A 15,686-nucleotide genomic window follows, 5' to 3' on the forward strand; every position below is an offset into this window, starting at 1 on the left:
TGACGCGGTCTGCGTCGGCAGGCGATCGGCGTCGTTATGATGCGCGACTCCCGTGGACGTGACCCGCATGTCGCCCGACGCCGACCCATCGCCTTCCATGCCGCCGCTCGGCGGCTTGCGCGCACTCGTCGCCGGCGTCGAGGCGCTCTCGGCCGCGCGCCGCGATGGCGTGCTCTGCGTCGTCGTCGGCAGCAGCGGCTCGACCTATCGCAAGCCGGGCGCATTGATCCTGCTCGATGCGGCCGGCGTGCGCGTCGGCGCGCTGTCGGGCGGCTGCCTCGAAGCCGAACTCGAGGCGCGCGCGCGCGACGTGCTCGCCAACGGCAGCGCGCAGGCGGCGCGCTTCGACACCAGCGGCGACGAGGACCGCGTGTTCGGCTCCGGCACGGGCTGCGGTGGTTCCGTCGAAGTGCTGTTGCTGCCGCTGCCGGCCGGTGCCGCGCCGTTGCGCCGTGCCTTGCGCGCAGCCGATGCGCAGGATCTCGAAGTCGCGCTCGACCTCGTCGCCGCCGGCCCGCGGCTCGGCAGCGGCGAGGCGCGCGTCGCCGACGAGCGGCATCGCTTCGATGAACGCGGCGGCGTCGCCGGGGACGATGACGCATTCGCCGCGGACCGCCACGTGCGCATCGCGCCGGCGCCGCGCGTGCTGCTGCTCGGCGCGGGTCCGGAAACGCGGCCGCTGCTCGCGCTCACGCGCCTGCTCGGCTGGCGCGTCGAGCTCGCCGAGCATCGCGAGCGCTGGCTGCGTTTCGCCGCGGGCAGCGGCGTCGACGCCGAGCATCGCGAGGGCCCCGATGCACTCGCAGGCGTCGTCGCCGCCACGCGCTTCGACGCCGCGCTCGTGATGAACCACAACCTCGACCTCGATGCGCGCTGCCTGCGTGCGCTCGCGGCGACGGCCGTGCCCTACGTCGGCCTGCTCGGTCCCGCGAAGCGGCGCGACGAACTGCTCGGGGAAATCGCCGACGTGCGTGATGCCTTGCAACCGCGCCTGCACGCACCGATCGGCCTGCGCCTTGGCGGCGAGGGCGCCGAGGCGATCGCGCTTGCGGTCGTCGCGGAGCTGCAGCAGGAATTCGCGCGTGCGACGCGCGCATGAGCCCGTTCACGGCGCGATCCTGCTCGCCGCGGGCGCATCGACGCGGCTCGGTCGCGCCAAGCAACTGATCGAAGTCGAAGGCGAGCCCCTGCTGCGCCGCGCCGCGCGCGCGCTGCTCGACACTTCGCCGCACTCCCTCGTCGTCGTGCTCGGCCACGACGCGGACGCGCTCGGCGCGTGCGCCGCCGACTTGCCGCTGCAGCGGATCGTTGCGCGCGATCACGCGGAGGGCCTTGCCGCTTCGCTGCGCGCCGGCATCGCGGCGCTGCCGGCGGCATGCGAAGGCGCGCTCGTCGCGCTGACCGACCAGCCTGCGCTGGATGGCGCGCACCTGCGGGCGTTGCGCGATGCCTGGCGCGCGACACCCGCGCGTGCGGCTGCGAGTGCGTACGCGGGCGTGCTCGGCGTGCCCGCACTGTTGCCGCGCACATGGTTCGCGGACGCGATGCAGCTGCAGGGCGACACGGGTGCGCGTGCGCTGCTGCGCGCGCGCGCAGGCGAGGTGGTCGCGGTCGCCGCACCTGCACTCGCACGCGATCTCGATACGCCGGACGATCTCGAGCGGTTCCATTGATGTCGCGGGCCGGCCCGCGGATCGGCGGCGGATCGGGCGCCGCTTGCCCGTTCGTGCGCGGTTCTTGTCCGATCGTGCAACCGTCTGGCAGGCGCGCCGGCGCCGGAGTAGCCTGAGTGCCCCGCCCTGCACCGGAGACGCCGATGAAGCTTGTCGTCAATGGCCAGCCGCACGAGGTGGACGTGCCGGCCGACATGCCGCTGCTCTGGGTCCTGCGCGACATCCTCGGCCTGACCGGCACGAAGTTCGGCTGCGGGCTCGCCCAGTGCGGCGCGTGCACGGTGCACCTCGACGGCCAGGCGATCCGGTCGTGCGTGATGCCCGCGGTGGCCGCGACGGGCAAGTCGGTCACGACGATCGAAGGCCTGTCCAAGGACGGCTCGCATCCGGTGCAGCGCGCATGGCAGGAACTCGACGTCGTGCAGTGCGGCTACTGCCAGTCCGGCCAGATCATGAGTGCCTCGGCGCTGATCGCGCAGAAGCCCGCGCCGAGCGACGCCGACATCGATGCCGCGATGGCCGGCAACCTATGCCGCTGCGGCACCTACCAGCGCATCCGCGGCGCGGTGCATCGCGCGGCCGAACTCGCGTCGAAGGAGGGCGGCCATGTGGCGTGAAGGCATGCAGCTTCCGGGTTCCCTCCAGTCCACCGCAGCGACGCCGTCGGGGCTTACCCGCCGCGCCTTCGTGAAGTCCGCCGCGGCGGGGCTCGTCGTCGCGTGTTTCGTGCCGCACGCGGCGCGCCGCGCGTTCGCCGCCGAGCCTGCGGCGGGCGCGAAGGCGCCGGTGTCGCCGAACGCGTTCATCCGCATCGCGCCCGACGACAGCGTGACGATCCTGCTCAAGCATTCGGAAATGGGCCAGGGCGTGTGGACGTCGCTGCCGATGGTCGTCGCCGAGGAACTCGGCTGCGACTGGAACCGGGTACGCGTCGAACATGCGCCGGCCGCGCCCGAGTATGCGCACACCGCGTTCGGCATGCAGATGACGGGTGGCTCGACGAGCACGTGGGAATCGTTCGACCAGCTGCGCACGGCCGGCGCGATGGCACGCGAGCTGCTCGTCGCGGCCGCCGCGGCGAAACTCGGCGCGAAGCCGGCCGACTGCCGCGTCGATAACGGCCATGTCGTACATGGCAAGCGGCGCATCCGCTACGGCGAGGTCGCCGAGGCCGCGGCGAAGCTGCCGATGCCGGCGGGCGTGACGCTCAAGGAGCCGAAGGACTGGACCCTGATCGGCAAGCCGACGCGCCGCCTCGACAGCAAGGCGAAGACGACCGGCACGGCGGAATTCGGCATCGACGTGAAGCGACCGGACATGGCGGTCGCGCTCGTCGCGCGCGCACCGGTGTTCGGCGCGAAGCTGAAGACATTCGACGCGACGAAGGCGAAGGCGGTCGCGGGCGTGCTCGACGTGGTCGAGGTACCGAGTGGCGTGGCGGTGCTCGGCACGCATTTCTGGGCCGCGAAGCAGGGCCGCGATGCGCTCGTGCTGGAATGGGACGAAGGCGCGTTCGCGCAGGCCTCGACCGCGAGCCTGCGCGAGGAATACCGCAAGCTCGCGGCGACGCCCGGCGCGACCGCCAAGGCCGCCGGCGATGCCGAGGCCGCGCTGAAGGGTGCGAAGGATGTCATCGAGGCCGAATACGAAGTGCCATTCCTCGCCCACGCGCCGATGGAACCGCTCAATTGCACGGTCGCGATCGGTGCGGACGGCTGCGACGTCTGGACCGGCACGCAGTTCCAGAGCGTCGACCAGATGAACGTCGCCAAGGCGCTCGGCATCGAGCCCGGCCAGGTGCGCATCCACACGACGTTCCTCGGCGGCGGCTTCGGCCGGCGCGCAAACCCCGCGTCCGATTTCATCGTCGAGGCCGCACTCGTCGCCAAGGCGGCGAAGCGCACGGTCAAGGTGATCTGGACGCGCGAGGATGACATCCACGGCGGCTACTACCGGCCGATGTGGCTGTCGCGCCTGCGCGCGACGCTCGGGCCGGACGGCAAGCCGGTCGCGTGGGCGCATACGCTCGTCGGCCAGTCGATCCTCGCCGGCACGCCGTTCGAGCCGATGATGGTCAGGGACGGCGTCGATGCCACGTCGGTCGAAGGCGCCGCCGATTCGCCGTACCTCGTGGCGATTCCCGTGCACCGCGTCGACCTGCATTCGCCGAAGAGCCCGGTGACGGTGCTCTGGTGGCGCTCGGTCGGGCATTCGCACACGGGCTTCGTCGTCGAGAGCTTCATCGACGAACTCGCGCACGCGGCGAAACAGGATCCACTCGAGTATCGACGCGCGCTGTTGCCGAAGGACGCGCGCGAACGCCGCGCGCTCGATCTCGCCGCGGAGAAGTTCGGCTGGGGCAAGCCGCTGCCGCAGGGCCACGCGGCCGGCATCGCCGTGCACCAGTCGTTCGGCAGCTACGTCGCGCAGGTCGCCGAGGTGTCGGTCGAGGACGGCAAGGTGCGCGTGCATCGCGTCGTCTGCGCGATCGACTGCGGGCCGGTGGTCAACCCGCTCACCGTCGAAGCACAGATGCAGTCGGGGATCGTGTACGGCCTTTCCGCGGCGCTGCACGGCGAGCTCACGTTGAAGAACGGCCGCGTCGAGCAGAACAACTTCAACGACTACGTCGCTCTGCGCCTGCCGGAGATGCCGAAGGTGGAGGTACACATCGTGCCGAGCACGGACAGGATGGGCGGCTGCGGCGAACCCGGCACGCCGCCGATCGCACCGGCGGTCGGCAATGCGTTGTTCGCGCTCGCCGGCAAGCGGTTGCGCTCGTTGCCGTTCCGCATGGTTTGAATCCACGACACGTCAGGGGCCCATAGTTCATGATCGAAATTCCCGGTCGCACAAACACGCTTTCTCTATCGAGCCGCATCTGAATTACGTCCTGGGACAATCTCTCTGACAGCGGTGGAAAGAAGATGGCGCTTCGACGGATGGACAACGTTCTCCTCGTGGTCGAGGACCTTGAGGCCGCGAAAGCTTTTTTTGTAGAGCTTGGTATGGAGTTGCAAGGTGAGATGCCTCTCGAGGGGCGATGGGTGGATGTCGTCGTTGGACTCGAGGGCGTCAAATGCGAGATCGCGATGATGCAGACCCCGGACGGCCACGGTCGGATCGAGCTGCTCAAGTTCCGAGCACCAGCGGTGGTCCACGGTGAGCCGAAGAACGCTCCGGTAAATACGTTAGGCATACGGCGTGTCATGTTCGTCGTCGACGACATCGATGATGTCCTAGCACGCCTGCATTCCCATGGCGCTCGACTCGTCGGCGAAGTTGCGCAATACAAGGATCTAAATCGGCTTTGCTACGTCCGTGGTCCGGAGAGCATCATCGTCGGGCTGGCCGAGCAGCGTGCATAGAGCGTTCTAGCGCTGCCTTGCGGCGGGCGAGATGCCGAGCGCTTCGAACCATCGACCACCGTGTGCGCAACCGTGTTTTCATGGACCGCGAGCCCAGAGATTCGTCTAGCGCCAACCAGTGAAGCGATCATCCAATGCGTCCGCAGCAAGTTTTCGCAGCCTGGGAGACGGGTCGGTCCTTGCGAGTTCCTGCAGGGCTTCGTTCGCGACTCCTGGAACCATGGGCTTGGCAAGGGTCAGCAGATGTATACGCGCATCCAGGGGCGATCCGACGATTCCCGTTATCGCCATTGTCCGCGTGTCGAACATGTACTGCGGCCAGGTGTCGCGCGTCGAATGAGTCATGAGGTTGATCGACACGGACAACTCCGCGGGTGCGATCTGCGAGTGCACGTCCGCGAACGCGTCGTAGAACATGACTTCGCCGCGGCCAAGATGCCATCTTCCGAGTGCTGCGAGCTCCGGCACGTCGCCGATCTCGTGCGCGCGGAAAGGTTCACGCATGCGGTAGATGTCGGTCGCGTAACCCGAACCGCTGTACCCGACGGTCAGCAAATTGAAGTTGTGGTTGTGGTACGCGTCGTAGCCGAACGCCATCGTTTCGCGTGCTCCATGCTTCGCGATGTGCGCTTCGGGGACCCAGAAATTGACCCTGAGCATATAGTCGTCGGTGACGCGCAGGACGATCGACTGGTAGTTGTAGTCATTGCCGCGCTGGAACTCGCTCGCGTCGGCGGACAGCTGGTCGATCAGCCAATCGCCTAAGAAGTTCTTGTTCGCTGCAAGCCGTTGCAGCATGGGCGCCGACGCGATGATCGAGTCACGATCCCGGAAGTCGACTTCTGCCTCGATGTGTTCGACGTACTCGGCCAGGGAAACCGGTCGACACGCAACCGAAGGGATCTTGGCGGGCATCGGCCTACGCCTGCGCCATCTGATCGAGCGCATCGCGGGCCGCGGCGCGGATCTCGGGATGATCGTCGCCGCACGCCCCCTGCATCAGCTCGTCGACAGTGGCGAAACCCTCCCTCGCCATGACCTGGATCGCGCGCCAGCGCAGGAAATGCCATTGGCTGGCTCGCAACAGCGAGCACAACTCGGCAAGCCGCGGGTGGGACGTGGCGAGGAGGAAATCGATGGCGAGCGCCCTCCTCGAAGCTCCCACGTCGCTCGGGTAGTAGAACTTCGCAGCCAGTACTTCGCGATCGAATCCCCAAACGAAAGGAAGCTCACGTTTCAGCGCGATACGGAGCAGGACCGAAGGTCGGTCGCTACACAGGTCGTGCGCCGTAAGGCCGTCCGCCGACGCGCGGATAGCGTCATAGCGGCCGAGGTTCCGCTGCTCGATCAACTCGAGCGTCGCTCCGGCGACGAACGTGTCGTTGCGCTCGACGCGAGGCGCTTGGTAGGCCGAGATCGAGACGCGCGCCGAATCGTCGAGTGAAACGTGCACGAGACTCGTGGTGTTCGAATACAGGAACGTCGACGGTTGCTCGGCGCTCGTGCGCGTGGTCACGAGGTCGAGGCGACAGTCGGCGTTCTCGTAGAGCGACAGGCGTCCCGGAACGACGCGTTCGGGGATGTACGCGCCGTCGTGTGCGAGCCTGGATATCTCGCCGGAAACGAGGCGACCCAATGTCGCCGACCGCTGCAGCCGACCCAATGCGTGTTCGAAGTGCCGTCGCGTGTCGGCGCCGTCTTGCCGCAACCAATCGGCGCCGGAAACGGCCACCGATTCGATGCAGCTCGCGGCTTCCGGGAGGTCGTCCGAAGACGAAGATGCGGCCCTGCAGAAGATCGCAGCCTGTCCTGCTGTAGGGGATTTCATGCTTCGACAAGCAACTTTCGGTTCCCGCAATCACCAGCCCACTCTCGTGGGCCGGTGGGATGCTACGAGCTGCGATCGCCGAGATTCACTTGGCGGCGGCGAATACGGCAATAACGGACTTCTGCTCTTCCGTTTCGGAGGCGAGCTGCACCTGACCGGGAAGGTCGGGGGATGGCTCGCTCGCAGGCTTTCGGGCACGTCGGTCAGCGCTGCGTCCCGGATTCGTCCCACACGACGCCGAGAGGATCGAATTCGGGCACGTCGCAGCGCCGTGCGCGGATTCCGAAGCCACAAACCGCGATCGGCCCCTGCTCAAGGGGATCGAGGCCGAACGCCTGCTCGATGTCGCCCTCGTTGATCGCCGCAGTGATGAACGCGCCGAGCCCGAGCTCGGTCGCAGCCAGGTAGATGTTCTGCGAGACATGGCCTGCTTCGAGCAGGAGCACGCGATAGGCCTTGGCGTGATTGCGGTACTTCCAGAAGGTCCGCTGGAAGCGTGCCGCGATCACGACCAGGGCGTGCGCGCCGGAGAGGTACGTCTGGCCTGCGACGAAGCGTTCGGCGAGCGCCGTCGCGGTGGCGGCGTCGAGCAAGGCAAGCGGTTCGAGCGCATGACCGACGACATCGTAGTGATACAAGCCGGCGGCAACCCCTTGCACGCCACGCAGCAGCAAGTATGCCTCCAGCGGGTGCAGCCCGCCACCGGAAGGATTGGCGCGCTTGATGACCCGCACTCCGGCGAGAGGCTCGCTGACGGCGTGCGACGCGAAGACCCGCTTCAGCACCGCGGCGAAATCCGCCGGCGCGAGTTCGCTGCGCGAATCGAAATTGCGACAGGTCGTACGTGAACGCAGCAGGCGATCGAGCGCCGTCGCCTCGCAATCCGGAAGGTCGATGCGCGCTTCGCCGCATTGGACGCGGTGCGGCGGCGGCAGCCCGTACTCGTCGACGAGATCGGCGAGGGTGCGGTCGCGCGTGATGCGTGCGTCGTCCGCGACGTCGGTGCCGCGCCAGCGGCTGAACATGTGCGCGACGGCGGAAAGGGCTCGCCAGTGCGTGCCACGCACGAGGTCGTCGCGCCGGCGCATGGCTTCGTGCGGAGCGGCGTCGCTGATCAGGAGGCCAAGGTCGAGCAAGCGCGCCAGCACCTCCGGTCGCGTGGTCGAGGCGAGGTCAGAGTGGCGTCGCCACGGTGTTTCCCCGATTCTCCCGAGGGCTGCCAGTTCGTCGTCGTCGATCTCGACTTCCGCGCCGAGGTGTGGCGCGAGCGCCACCCAGCGGCAGCGGGAAGCCAAGGCATCGCCACCGGCCAGCAGGCCCGCAAGGTCGAGGTCGAGGGTCTCACGCGGCTCGACGAAAAGGACGCTGCATCGGCGCAGGCGAAACTCGCTTTGCATTGGACATCCTGGATTCGCTGGCGCTGGAGTTGTCCTGCGCGACCGCCTAAGCTTAGCCCCGCTTCACAATCCGGCACAGACACAAGGGGAAGGGAACAATGGGCAAGGGCATCGCATCGTCCGAACAGCTCGATCAATTGCTTGATCGGCTCGGCACCGACGACCAGTTCCGCGAAAAGTTTCTCGGCGATCCCGCTGCGGCGCTCGCCGAACACGGCGTGCAGGTGGACCCCGGTTCCGTACCGGCCGTGCGCAACCTTCCGTCGAAGGAAGCCTTGCAATCGCAGCGCGCGGAGATTCGCGCCAAGGTCGATGGCGCCGTCGGTATGGGCTGGTTCCTACTGAGCAAGTGACGCGTCGACGCGCGCGGCCTTCCGCGACAGCGGGAGGCCGCGGTCGGACGAATTCCATGCGGCCTTGAATTCGCCCAGCGTCTTCCTCGCATCGTTCTTGCGCCCGGTCTTCAGTTCCAGTTCCGAGGCGTCGACCAGTGCTTCGTCCGACGCCAGCAGGTTCGGTACCTGGCTTGCGAATTCACCGATGAAGTCCGCCGTAGCGAGACCCCTGTGGCCGGCGAGCCAACGCGCGGTCGTCAGGGCATCCTCGTCGCGGCCCGCGGCCCGGTACGCGCGCAACAAGGCGACGCGCGTCTGGTAGTAGGCGTGCTCGGAGAGCAAGGCTTCGAGGCAGCCGACGGCGACAACCACTTCCTTGTCGATGCGCGCCTCGCACGCGGCAGCGCGCGCGAGCTGCTGCAGGTTGCGGTAACCGCTTGCGTCCGCGGCGGGACCCAGCGCGGCCAGCACGCGCGCGGCGAGCGCGGAGTCACCATGGCGCAGCGCCAGCATTGCCGCGAGACCGAGATGGACCTGACTACTGAAGTCGTAGGTGGATGGTGCGTCCTTCAGGCGACGCAGCTCGTCGGCGACGAATGCCCCGAGGTTCTCGCCAGCCGTGGCATCTCCCTGCGCCAGAGCGATCGCCACGCCCGCGAGTCGCGCGCGTTGGCGCGACGCTTCGAGTTTCGCCTGGCCCGCGATCGCCATGGCCGCGTCGGTCGCCGCGCGCGCGTCGGCGAGGCGTCCTTGCCCGACTTCGATGGCGGCCTTGCGCAGCTCCGCTTCCACCTCGAAGAACGGATAACGGTGCGTGTCTTCCTTGGCCAATGCCGCCTTCGCCGCCGCCGCATCGCGCCGCGCGATCGGCAGATTGACCGGATCCAGGTAGTTCTGCGGCGAACCGATTTGCCGCGCCGTGGCATAGCTCTTCGCGGCGGCCGCGAAATCCTCCGTCGCCACTTCGATGTCGCCCAGATACAGCCATGCGTAGCCACGCCGCGGATGCTGGCTCGCCGTCACCTTGCGGAAATACTGCGCCGCCTGCTGGCGATCATTGTCGTACTGCCAGAGCACCATCGCGAGGTTCTGCGTGCCCGCCATGTCGTCGGGATATAGCTTGGTCAGCATGGACCATTTTTCGCGCATGCTGTCCGGGGTTTCGAACAACGCGGCATACCCTTGCGCGTTCAGGCGCTCGCGCACGCTCAGGTGGTCGAGGTCGCGAACGGCTTTGGATACGGCGTCGTGGGCCTTCGCCTTCTGACTCGTGCTGTAGTAGACATTGGCGAGGCCGAGATAGGCTTGGGCGAAGTGTGGATCGAGCGACACTGCCTGGTCGAACAGCGTGAGCGCCTCACCACCGCGACCGCCGGCCAGTGCCTGCAAGCCGAGCGAGTACGCCTTCAGCGCATCGAAGTTGCGCGTCGTCACCTCGGCGAGCGGCGCGCTCGTCTCATCGATGCTCGCGATCGACTCGCCGAGTCGGCCACGCATCTTCTTCAGAAGGTCGTCCATTGCAGGCAATACGGCCGCCTCTCCCACGCCTTCGACCGAGTCGCTGTACACCGACGTCTGCGTGTGCGGATCGACGACCTCGGCCGTCAGGCGTACCCGCCCGCCGATTTCGGCGACCGTCGGCAAAACGAGAGCGCGCGCGCCTTCGCGCAACGCCACTTCCGATCCGATCACGCGGTCGACCACCGTTGCGGTCGGATCGCGCTCCATGCGCTTGAGCACATCGCGAACCTGGAGCTCCGGCATGACGTTGACGTAGCGCGATTGCTCCAGGCCGATGCGGAAGGCCGTCGCCAGTGAATCGTCGAACGCCTTGTGCCCGGTGAGGTTCTTGAGGCTGCCGACCACGACCCAGTCGCGGTTGGCGAATGCGATCGCCGGTGCGGGCTTGAAGAAGTACCAGGCCGGCACCGCGACGAGGAGGAGCAGCGCGAGAAGTTCGCCGGCCACCGCCACGGGGCGGCGCCAGACCGGCATCTCGCGATGGGCCTTGCCGGTCCATGCCGGCGCGCGCAGCGGCGCGATGCCTTCCTCGCCGACTTCGAACACCGGCACGAGGTCGGGCACGCCCTTGAGGCGATAGCGGCCGTGCGTGCGCCAGCGCACGCGCGCGAGCTTCTCGCCGAGTTCGCCCTGGGCGCGGTGCGCGATGTCGTAGGCGGTGCCCGACATGAGGATCTGGCGCGGCAGGGCGAGGCCCATGAGGCGCGCCGCGACCGGCTTGACGAGGCCTTCGACCTCGGTCTGCTTGGCGCCGCGGCGGATGTCGTCGGCGCTGTTGTCCCAGACGACGATGTCGCCGACGTGGATGCCGATGCGCGCGGCGAGCTCGATCTTTTCCTGCGCGCCGAGGTCGGCGAGTTCGCGCTGGTAGGCGAGCGCGTAGGCGACGGCCTGGATCGGACGCTCGAACACCAGCAGGAAGCCGTCGGTCTTGTCGATCTCGCGGCCGCCGTGCTGTTGCATCAACGCACGCGCGAGGCGATCGTGCTTGCGGATGAGGTCGGCGGCGCGCTGGTCGCCGAGGCGTTCGACGAGCGAGGTCGAGTCGACGAGATCGCTGAGCACGAGCGTACGCAGCACCGACGTCGTGTTGCCGGTGAGGCCGTCGATCCGTGCTGATTCGTCAGCGGTCACCCTGCCGGCCGCCCCTTTGCTGCATTCGCACCATTTTGCGCCCAATCGGCGATGATGGCCAGCTTCCGGCGTGAAAACGATTACGGCCACTCGCGGGCGGGCGACGACGCTCGATGCCGCGACGACGCTTCAGGGGGCCGGCCACACCGCGTTGAGGGGATCGAACTCGATTTCATGGCGCTCGGGCCCGCGCGGGCCGAAGCCGGTCACCGCGAGCGGACCCTCTTCCAGCGGATCGAGGCCGAATGCCTCTTCGATGTCGACCTCGTTGATCGCCGCCGTGACGAATGCACCGAGGCCGAGCTCGGTCGCGGCGAGGTACGCGGTCTGCGACAGGTGCCCCACATCGAGGATCAGCGCGCGATACGCCTTGGGATGGTTGCGATATTTCCAGAACGTGCGGCCGAAGCGGCTGGTCGGCATCACCATCACGTGCGCATCCACGAACCAGGCCTGGGCAGCGACGAAGCGCCGGGCGAGCGTCGCGGCCTCGGCGGCATCGAGCGCGCGCAGCGGTTCCAGCGCGTGGTCGACCGGGTGGTAGTGGTAAAGGCCCGTCGGCACGCCATCGACGCGCTGCACGAGCAGGTAGGCTTCGGTCGGATGCAATCCGCCCGCCGAGGGCACGCCCTTCTTCAGCAGGTGGACCCCCGGCGCGTATTCCGTCAGGGCGCGCGCGCCGTAGACGCGATACAGCACCGACGAAAAGTCGGCGAGCGACAGCGATCGCGTGCGATCGAAGTTGCGGCAGGTGACGCGGCGATCGAGCAGGCCGTCGAGCGCGGTCGCGCGCGCCTGCGGCAGCGGCACGCGCCCGGTCGGCGGGGTGCGCTCGCGCACGGGCGGCGGCGCCGCGCCGAGATGGTCGCGCAGTGCGTCTTCCGGGAGTGACTGCAATGCGGCCTCGGTGTCCACCCCCTGCCATCGCGAGGAGTAATGCATGGCCGCGGCCGGCGCGCGCCAATGGGTGTCGCGCACGCGTTCGTCCCGCGCGGCCGCGTGCGTACCTTCCACCACCAGCAGCGCCTTCTCCCTGAGCGCCTCGAGCACCGGGGGCGGGTGGATGCGCTCGAGCTCGTCGAGCGCCTGCCATTGCGACGACGAGACGGCGAAGACCGTCGCGACTTCGGCCGGCGAGAGCACGACATCGTCCCGCAGGTGCGGCGCGCGCGCGACCAGCTCGGTCGCATGGCGCACGCCGCTGCCACCCGCGGCGACGAGGGCCAGGTCGAAGCTCAGCGTGTCGCGCGGCTCGACCAGCAAATGCGCGCAGCGGCGTAGTCGCACCCGGCTCCCCCACGGGAAAAGACGCGCCAGAATTGCGGATCGGCCGAGCCTTGCGCAAGCCTTATGCGCGCCATACCATGCGTTTTGCAGCCTGGTCCGCGCGAGATCTCCGCGGATTCCGCTGCAAACCAGGGGAAATCGGCCATGAGCGACGCATCACTGACGAACGATCAAGCGCAGAAGCTGCTGCGCGAATTGTCCAGCAACAGCGGCTTCCGGCAACGTTTCCAGGAAAAGCCGGCGGCAGCCCTGGTCGAACTCGGCATTCCGCACGAAACGGTGGTGAACCTCAATGCGGCCTGCCTCGCGCCGATGCGCCTCGCCTCGCCGGAGGTGTTCCAGGCCGCGCTGAAGAGTTTCGCGGCCGAAGGTGGCGCCCAGGCCACCCTGACGATGATCACGCCGCACTTGCGGCTCGACGCCAAGTAGTCGCCCCGCTTCAGGGCGTCGCTTCCAGTTTGCGCATGCGGGCGGCGAACGCGGGACCCGCGGTCGGCCAGCGCATGCTGAAACCGGCGGAATACTCGCGCGCCTTCGCCTTGTCGCCCAGCGCGATCGATTGCTCGGCGGCGACGAGCCAGGCGAGGTTGCTTTGCGCGACGTTGAAGGGACGCGCGACCCAGTCGGCGTTGTATTCGGTATACGCACGGCCGCGGTGGGCGATGAGCCACAGTGCTTCGTCGCGTGCCTTCGCGTGGTCACCGAGCGCCGCGTAAGCGTCCATCCGCGCCACATGCACGACGTACAACTCCGTGCCATCGATGGCGATGCCGGCGAGGATGTCGAGCGCGGATTGCGCATTTCCCTGGGCCAGCGCGATCTGCGCGCGCGCCAGCGTCTTCATCGTCGCCACGGTGGGCGCGTCGCCGGGCTTCGCATCGAGCGCCGTCTTCGTGCGCGGCGCGCCCTTTTCGCGCGCCGCCACGTACGCGTCGAAGGCGGCACGGAAGGCGGCTTCGGCGCGATCCGGGGCCGAGTCACCGGGCGTGGATGCGGCCGAAGCCTGGTCCACTCGCTGCACCGCCTCGCCGGCGCCGAATGCCGAATGCAGGCTGCGCTCGACGACGTCGAGCTTGAACGCGTCGGCGAGCTTCGACTTGCCGCGTGCGTCGGCGATGATCGCGCGCGCCGCGGCGAGATCGCCGCCGTCGGCGGCGAGCGCGGCCATGGCGCTCCAATCGTCGCCTCGCGCCTTGGCCTTCTCGCGTTCGAGCGCCGCCCGGGGGCTCGTGGTGCCACGCGCGACGTCGACCATGACAGGCAACCAGCGCAGGTTCGTCTTCAACTCACCCGACGCCTCGAAGTGCCGTGCCGCCTCGGCGAAACGTTCCTGCCCGAGCTCGAGCGTTCCCAGCAGGTATTCGCTGACGCTCCGATAGGGATTCTGCGCCGAGGCGCTCTTTTCCGCTGCGGCGATCGCGCCGTCGTAATCGTTCGCGTACTGCCATAGCAGGTACGCGAGGTGCCCGTGTGCGGAGAAATAGTCGGGATAGAGGCTCGACAGCTTGCGGAACTCGCCGATCGCGAGGCTCGGCGCGGTGAATTCCTTGTGCATCGCTTCGACATAGATCGCATCGCGTGCAGGCAGGTGGTCCTTCAGCGCCCAGGCCGCCTCGACCGCCGCCGTCGCGGCCGCGTTGTCGCCGAGATCGCCATGGGTCTGCGCGCTCATGAGATGCGCGAAGGCGAACTGCGGATCGAGCGCGATCGCCTGGTTGAAGAACGTGAGCGCGTCCTTGAGGTTTCCGACGTCGAACGCGCGCTGCCCCAGGTTGTAGGCGCGCAGTGCATCGAGGTTGCCGGTGGCGACGCGGTCTAGCGGCTTCGATTCGGACGAAACGGTCGCAAGCGCCTCGCCGAGGCGGACGCGCAGCTTCTGGTTCACCTGGTCGAGCGAAGGCAATACCGACTCGACGCCGATGCCGTCGGCCGATTCCGACCATACGGTGGTCTGCGTATTCGGGTCGACCACCTCGGCGGTCACGCGCACGCGGCCGCCGATCTCGGCGATGGTCGGCAGGATCAACGCGCGCGCGCCGTCGCGCAGCGCGATCTCGGCGCCGACCGAGCGGTCGATCGCCGTCTTGGCCGGATCGCGCTGCATCAGCGCGACGGTCTCGCGTGCCTTGAGGTTCGACAGCACGTTGACGTAGCGCGACTGCTCGAGCCCGATACGGAACGCGGTGTCGATCGAATCGTTGAAACGCACGTCGCCGGTCAGGTTGTTGAGGTCGCCGACGACGACCCAGTCGCGCTCGGCGAACGCGATCGCGGGCGCCGGACGGAGCAGATACCACGCGGGTATCGCGAGCATCAGCAGCAGTGCGGCCACTTCGATGCCGAGCGTCGCCGGACGGCGCCAGAACGGCACCTCGCGGTGCGCCTTTCCCGACCAGGGCGGCGGCTTCAGCGGCGCGAAGCCTTCGTCGCCGACCTCGAAAACGGGGATCGGATCCGGCACGCCCTTGAAACGATAACGGCCGTACGTGCGCCAGCGCACGGTTTCGAGGCGATCGCCGAGTTCACCCTGCGCGCGGTGCGCGAGCGCTTGCGCGACGCCCGAGAGCAGGATCTGGTTCGGCAGCGCGAGCTGCATGAGGCGCGAGGTGATCGGCTTGACCAGCCCCTCCACTTCGATCGGCTTGGCGCCGCGCGCGATGTCTTCGGGGCTGTTGTCCCACGCGAAGACGTCGCCGACGTGGATGCCGACGCGCGCGGCGAGCGCGGAGCCCTCGGCCTCGTTGAGGTCACGCAGCGCACGCTGGTAGTCGAGCGCGAAGGCGACCGCCTGTACCGGTCGCTCGAACATGAAGAGGAAACCATCGGTCTTGTCGATTTCCCGGCCGCCATGCAGCGGCAGCAGCGCGCGGGCGAGCCGATCGTGCTTGCGGAAGAGGTCGGCGGCGCGCTGGTCGCCGAGACGCTGCGTGAGCGCCGTGGAGTCGACGAGGTCGCACAGCACGAGCGTGCGCAGCAGCGGGATCGCGGCGGGGTGCGGTGTCGGTGCTGACGGTTGGAGCAATGCATTCATGCCTGGCTGCCTTCCAGCGCGCTGCGCGAGCCGCGCGTCCCTGATCCGGTGCGACGGGGCATGCGACGCCACCGGATTCGTGCATTGGCGATGCGGGCCCGAGGCCGGCGTC

General features: G+C 68.2%; 13 protein-coding genes. 7 read left to right on the plus strand and 6 right to left on the minus strand.

What is annotated here, in order from left to right; genetic code table 11:
* The first annotated feature begins 67 nt into the window (after positions 1–67).
* The 5 genes from EV148_RS03990 (at position 68) to EV148_RS04010 (ending at position 5,041) form a co-directional block, all read left to right on the plus strand.
* Positions 68–1,099 carry an XdhC family protein gene (locus EV148_RS03990; RefSeq protein ID WP_131993744.1) on the plus strand — a complete coding sequence of 344 codons (1,032 nt, stop codon included), beginning with the start codon at positions 68–70 and terminating at the stop codon, positions 1,097–1,099.
* Positions 1,083–1,673, plus strand: coding sequence for a nucleotidyltransferase family protein (locus EV148_RS03995; protein WP_158287308.1), 591 nt, complete (start codon positions 1,083–1,085; stop codon positions 1,671–1,673). Before EV148_RS03990 ends, EV148_RS03995 begins: the two co-directional genes overlap by 17 nt.
* A gap of 143 nt (positions 1,674–1,816) precedes the next feature.
* On the plus strand, positions 1,817–2,290 hold the full coding sequence (locus EV148_RS04000; protein ID WP_131993750.1) for a (2Fe-2S)-binding protein: 474 nt from the start codon (positions 1,817–1,819) through the stop codon (positions 2,288–2,290).
* The gene (locus EV148_RS04005; protein WP_199222708.1) at positions 2,280–4,475 is read left to right on the plus strand and encodes a xanthine dehydrogenase family protein molybdopterin-binding subunit; all 2,196 of its coding nucleotides are present in this window, start codon (positions 2,280–2,282) and stop codon (positions 4,473–4,475) included. The genes EV148_RS04000 and EV148_RS04005 overlap by 11 nt, the downstream gene beginning before the upstream one ends.
* A gap of 140 nt (positions 4,476–4,615) precedes the next feature.
* Complete coding sequence (locus tag EV148_RS04010) at positions 4,616–5,041, plus strand: VOC family protein (RefSeq protein ID WP_241987963.1); 426 nt, start codon at positions 4,616–4,618, stop codon at positions 5,039–5,041.
* A 105-nt stretch (positions 5,042–5,146) separates the two neighbouring features.
* On the opposite strand, the gene EV148_RS04015 is transcribed toward EV148_RS04010, so the two are convergent.
* The 3 genes from EV148_RS04015 to EV148_RS04025 all read right to left on the minus strand — a co-directional run bounded on the left by EV148_RS04015 (position 5,147) and on the right by EV148_RS04025 (position 8,266).
* Positions 5,147–5,956, minus strand: a complete 810-nt coding sequence (locus EV148_RS04015; protein WP_131993756.1) for a hypothetical protein — start codon at positions 5,954–5,956, stop codon at positions 5,147–5,149.
* A gap of 4 nt (positions 5,957–5,960) precedes the next feature.
* Positions 5,961–6,899, minus strand: a complete 939-nt coding sequence (locus EV148_RS18370) for a hypothetical protein (protein ID WP_158287309.1) — start codon at positions 6,897–6,899, stop codon at positions 5,961–5,963.
* A gap of 173 nt (positions 6,900–7,072) precedes the next feature.
* Positions 7,073–8,266 (minus strand): putative peptide maturation dehydrogenase, encoded by a 1,194-nt coding sequence (locus EV148_RS04025; RefSeq protein WP_131993762.1) that lies wholly within the window; start codon positions 8,264–8,266, stop codon positions 7,073–7,075.
* A 98-nt stretch (positions 8,267–8,364) separates the two neighbouring features.
* Here EV148_RS04025 and EV148_RS04030 point away from each other — a divergent pair, with 98 nt between their 5' ends.
* Positions 8,365–8,619, plus strand: coding sequence for an NHLP-related RiPP peptide (locus tag EV148_RS04030; protein WP_131993764.1), 255 nt, complete (start codon positions 8,365–8,367; stop codon positions 8,617–8,619).
* Here EV148_RS04030 and EV148_RS04035 read toward each other — a convergent pair.
* Positions 8,605–11,256 (minus strand): putative peptide modification system cyclase, encoded by a 2,652-nt coding sequence (locus EV148_RS04035; protein WP_158287310.1) that lies wholly within the window; start codon positions 11,254–11,256, stop codon positions 8,605–8,607. The two genes, EV148_RS04030 and EV148_RS04035, sit on opposite strands and share 15 nt — an antisense overlap.
* A gap of 129 nt (positions 11,257–11,385) precedes the next feature.
* The gene (locus tag EV148_RS04040) at positions 11,386–12,543 is read right to left on the minus strand and encodes a putative peptide maturation dehydrogenase (RefSeq protein WP_131993770.1); all 1,158 of its coding nucleotides are present in this window, start codon (positions 12,541–12,543) and stop codon (positions 11,386–11,388) included.
* Between the two features lie 144 nt (positions 12,544–12,687).
* Here EV148_RS04040 and EV148_RS04045 point away from each other — a divergent pair, with 144 nt between their 5' ends.
* Complete coding sequence (locus tag EV148_RS04045) at positions 12,688–12,972, plus strand: NHLP-related RiPP peptide (protein ID WP_158287311.1); 285 nt, start codon at positions 12,688–12,690, stop codon at positions 12,970–12,972.
* 10 nt (positions 12,973–12,982) lie between these two features.
* Here the strand turns inward: EV148_RS04045 and EV148_RS04050 are convergent, their stop codons facing one another.
* A complete protein-coding gene (locus EV148_RS04050) occupies positions 12,983–15,574 on the minus strand; it encodes a putative peptide modification system cyclase (RefSeq protein ID WP_131993776.1) in 2,592 nt (863 codons plus the stop codon).
* Between the last annotated feature and the right edge of the window lie 112 nt (positions 15,575–15,686).

The sequence above is a fragment of the Dokdonella fugitiva genome (assembly GCF_004342425.1).
Classification (GTDB): domain Bacteria; phylum Pseudomonadota; class Gammaproteobacteria; order Xanthomonadales; family Rhodanobacteraceae; genus Dokdonella_A; species Dokdonella_A fugitiva.

Bases quoted from the DNA above. Each gene is read 5' to 3' on its own strand.
- EV148_RS04000 (WP_131993750.1), top strand. From the start codon at position 1,817: ATGAAGCTTGTCGTCAATGGCCAGCCGCACGAGGTGGACGTGCCGGCC.
- EV148_RS04010 (WP_241987963.1), top strand. From the start codon at position 4,616: ATGGACAACGTTCTCCTCGTGGTCGAGGACCTTGAGGCCGCGAAAGCT.
- EV148_RS04050 (WP_131993776.1), bottom strand. From the start codon at position 15,574: ATGAATGCATTGCTCCAACCGTCAGCACCGACACCGCACCCCGCCGCG.
- EV148_RS03990 (WP_131993744.1), top strand. From the start codon at position 68: ATGTCGCCCGACGCCGACCCATCGCCTTCCATGCCGCCGCTCGGCGGC.
- EV148_RS04025 (WP_131993762.1), bottom strand. From the start codon at position 8,266: ATGCAAAGCGAGTTTCGCCTGCGCCGATGCAGCGTCCTTTTCGTCGAG.
- EV148_RS04045 (WP_158287311.1), top strand. From the start codon at position 12,688: ATGAGCGACGCATCACTGACGAACGATCAAGCGCAGAAGCTGCTGCGC.
- EV148_RS04015 (WP_131993756.1), bottom strand. From the start codon at position 5,956: ATGCCCGCCAAGATCCCTTCGGTTGCGTGTCGACCGGTTTCCCTGGCC.
- EV148_RS04005 (WP_199222708.1), top strand. From the start codon at position 2,280: ATGTGGCGTGAAGGCATGCAGCTTCCGGGTTCCCTCCAGTCCACCGCA.
- EV148_RS04030 (WP_131993764.1), top strand. From the start codon at position 8,365: ATGGGCAAGGGCATCGCATCGTCCGAACAGCTCGATCAATTGCTTGAT.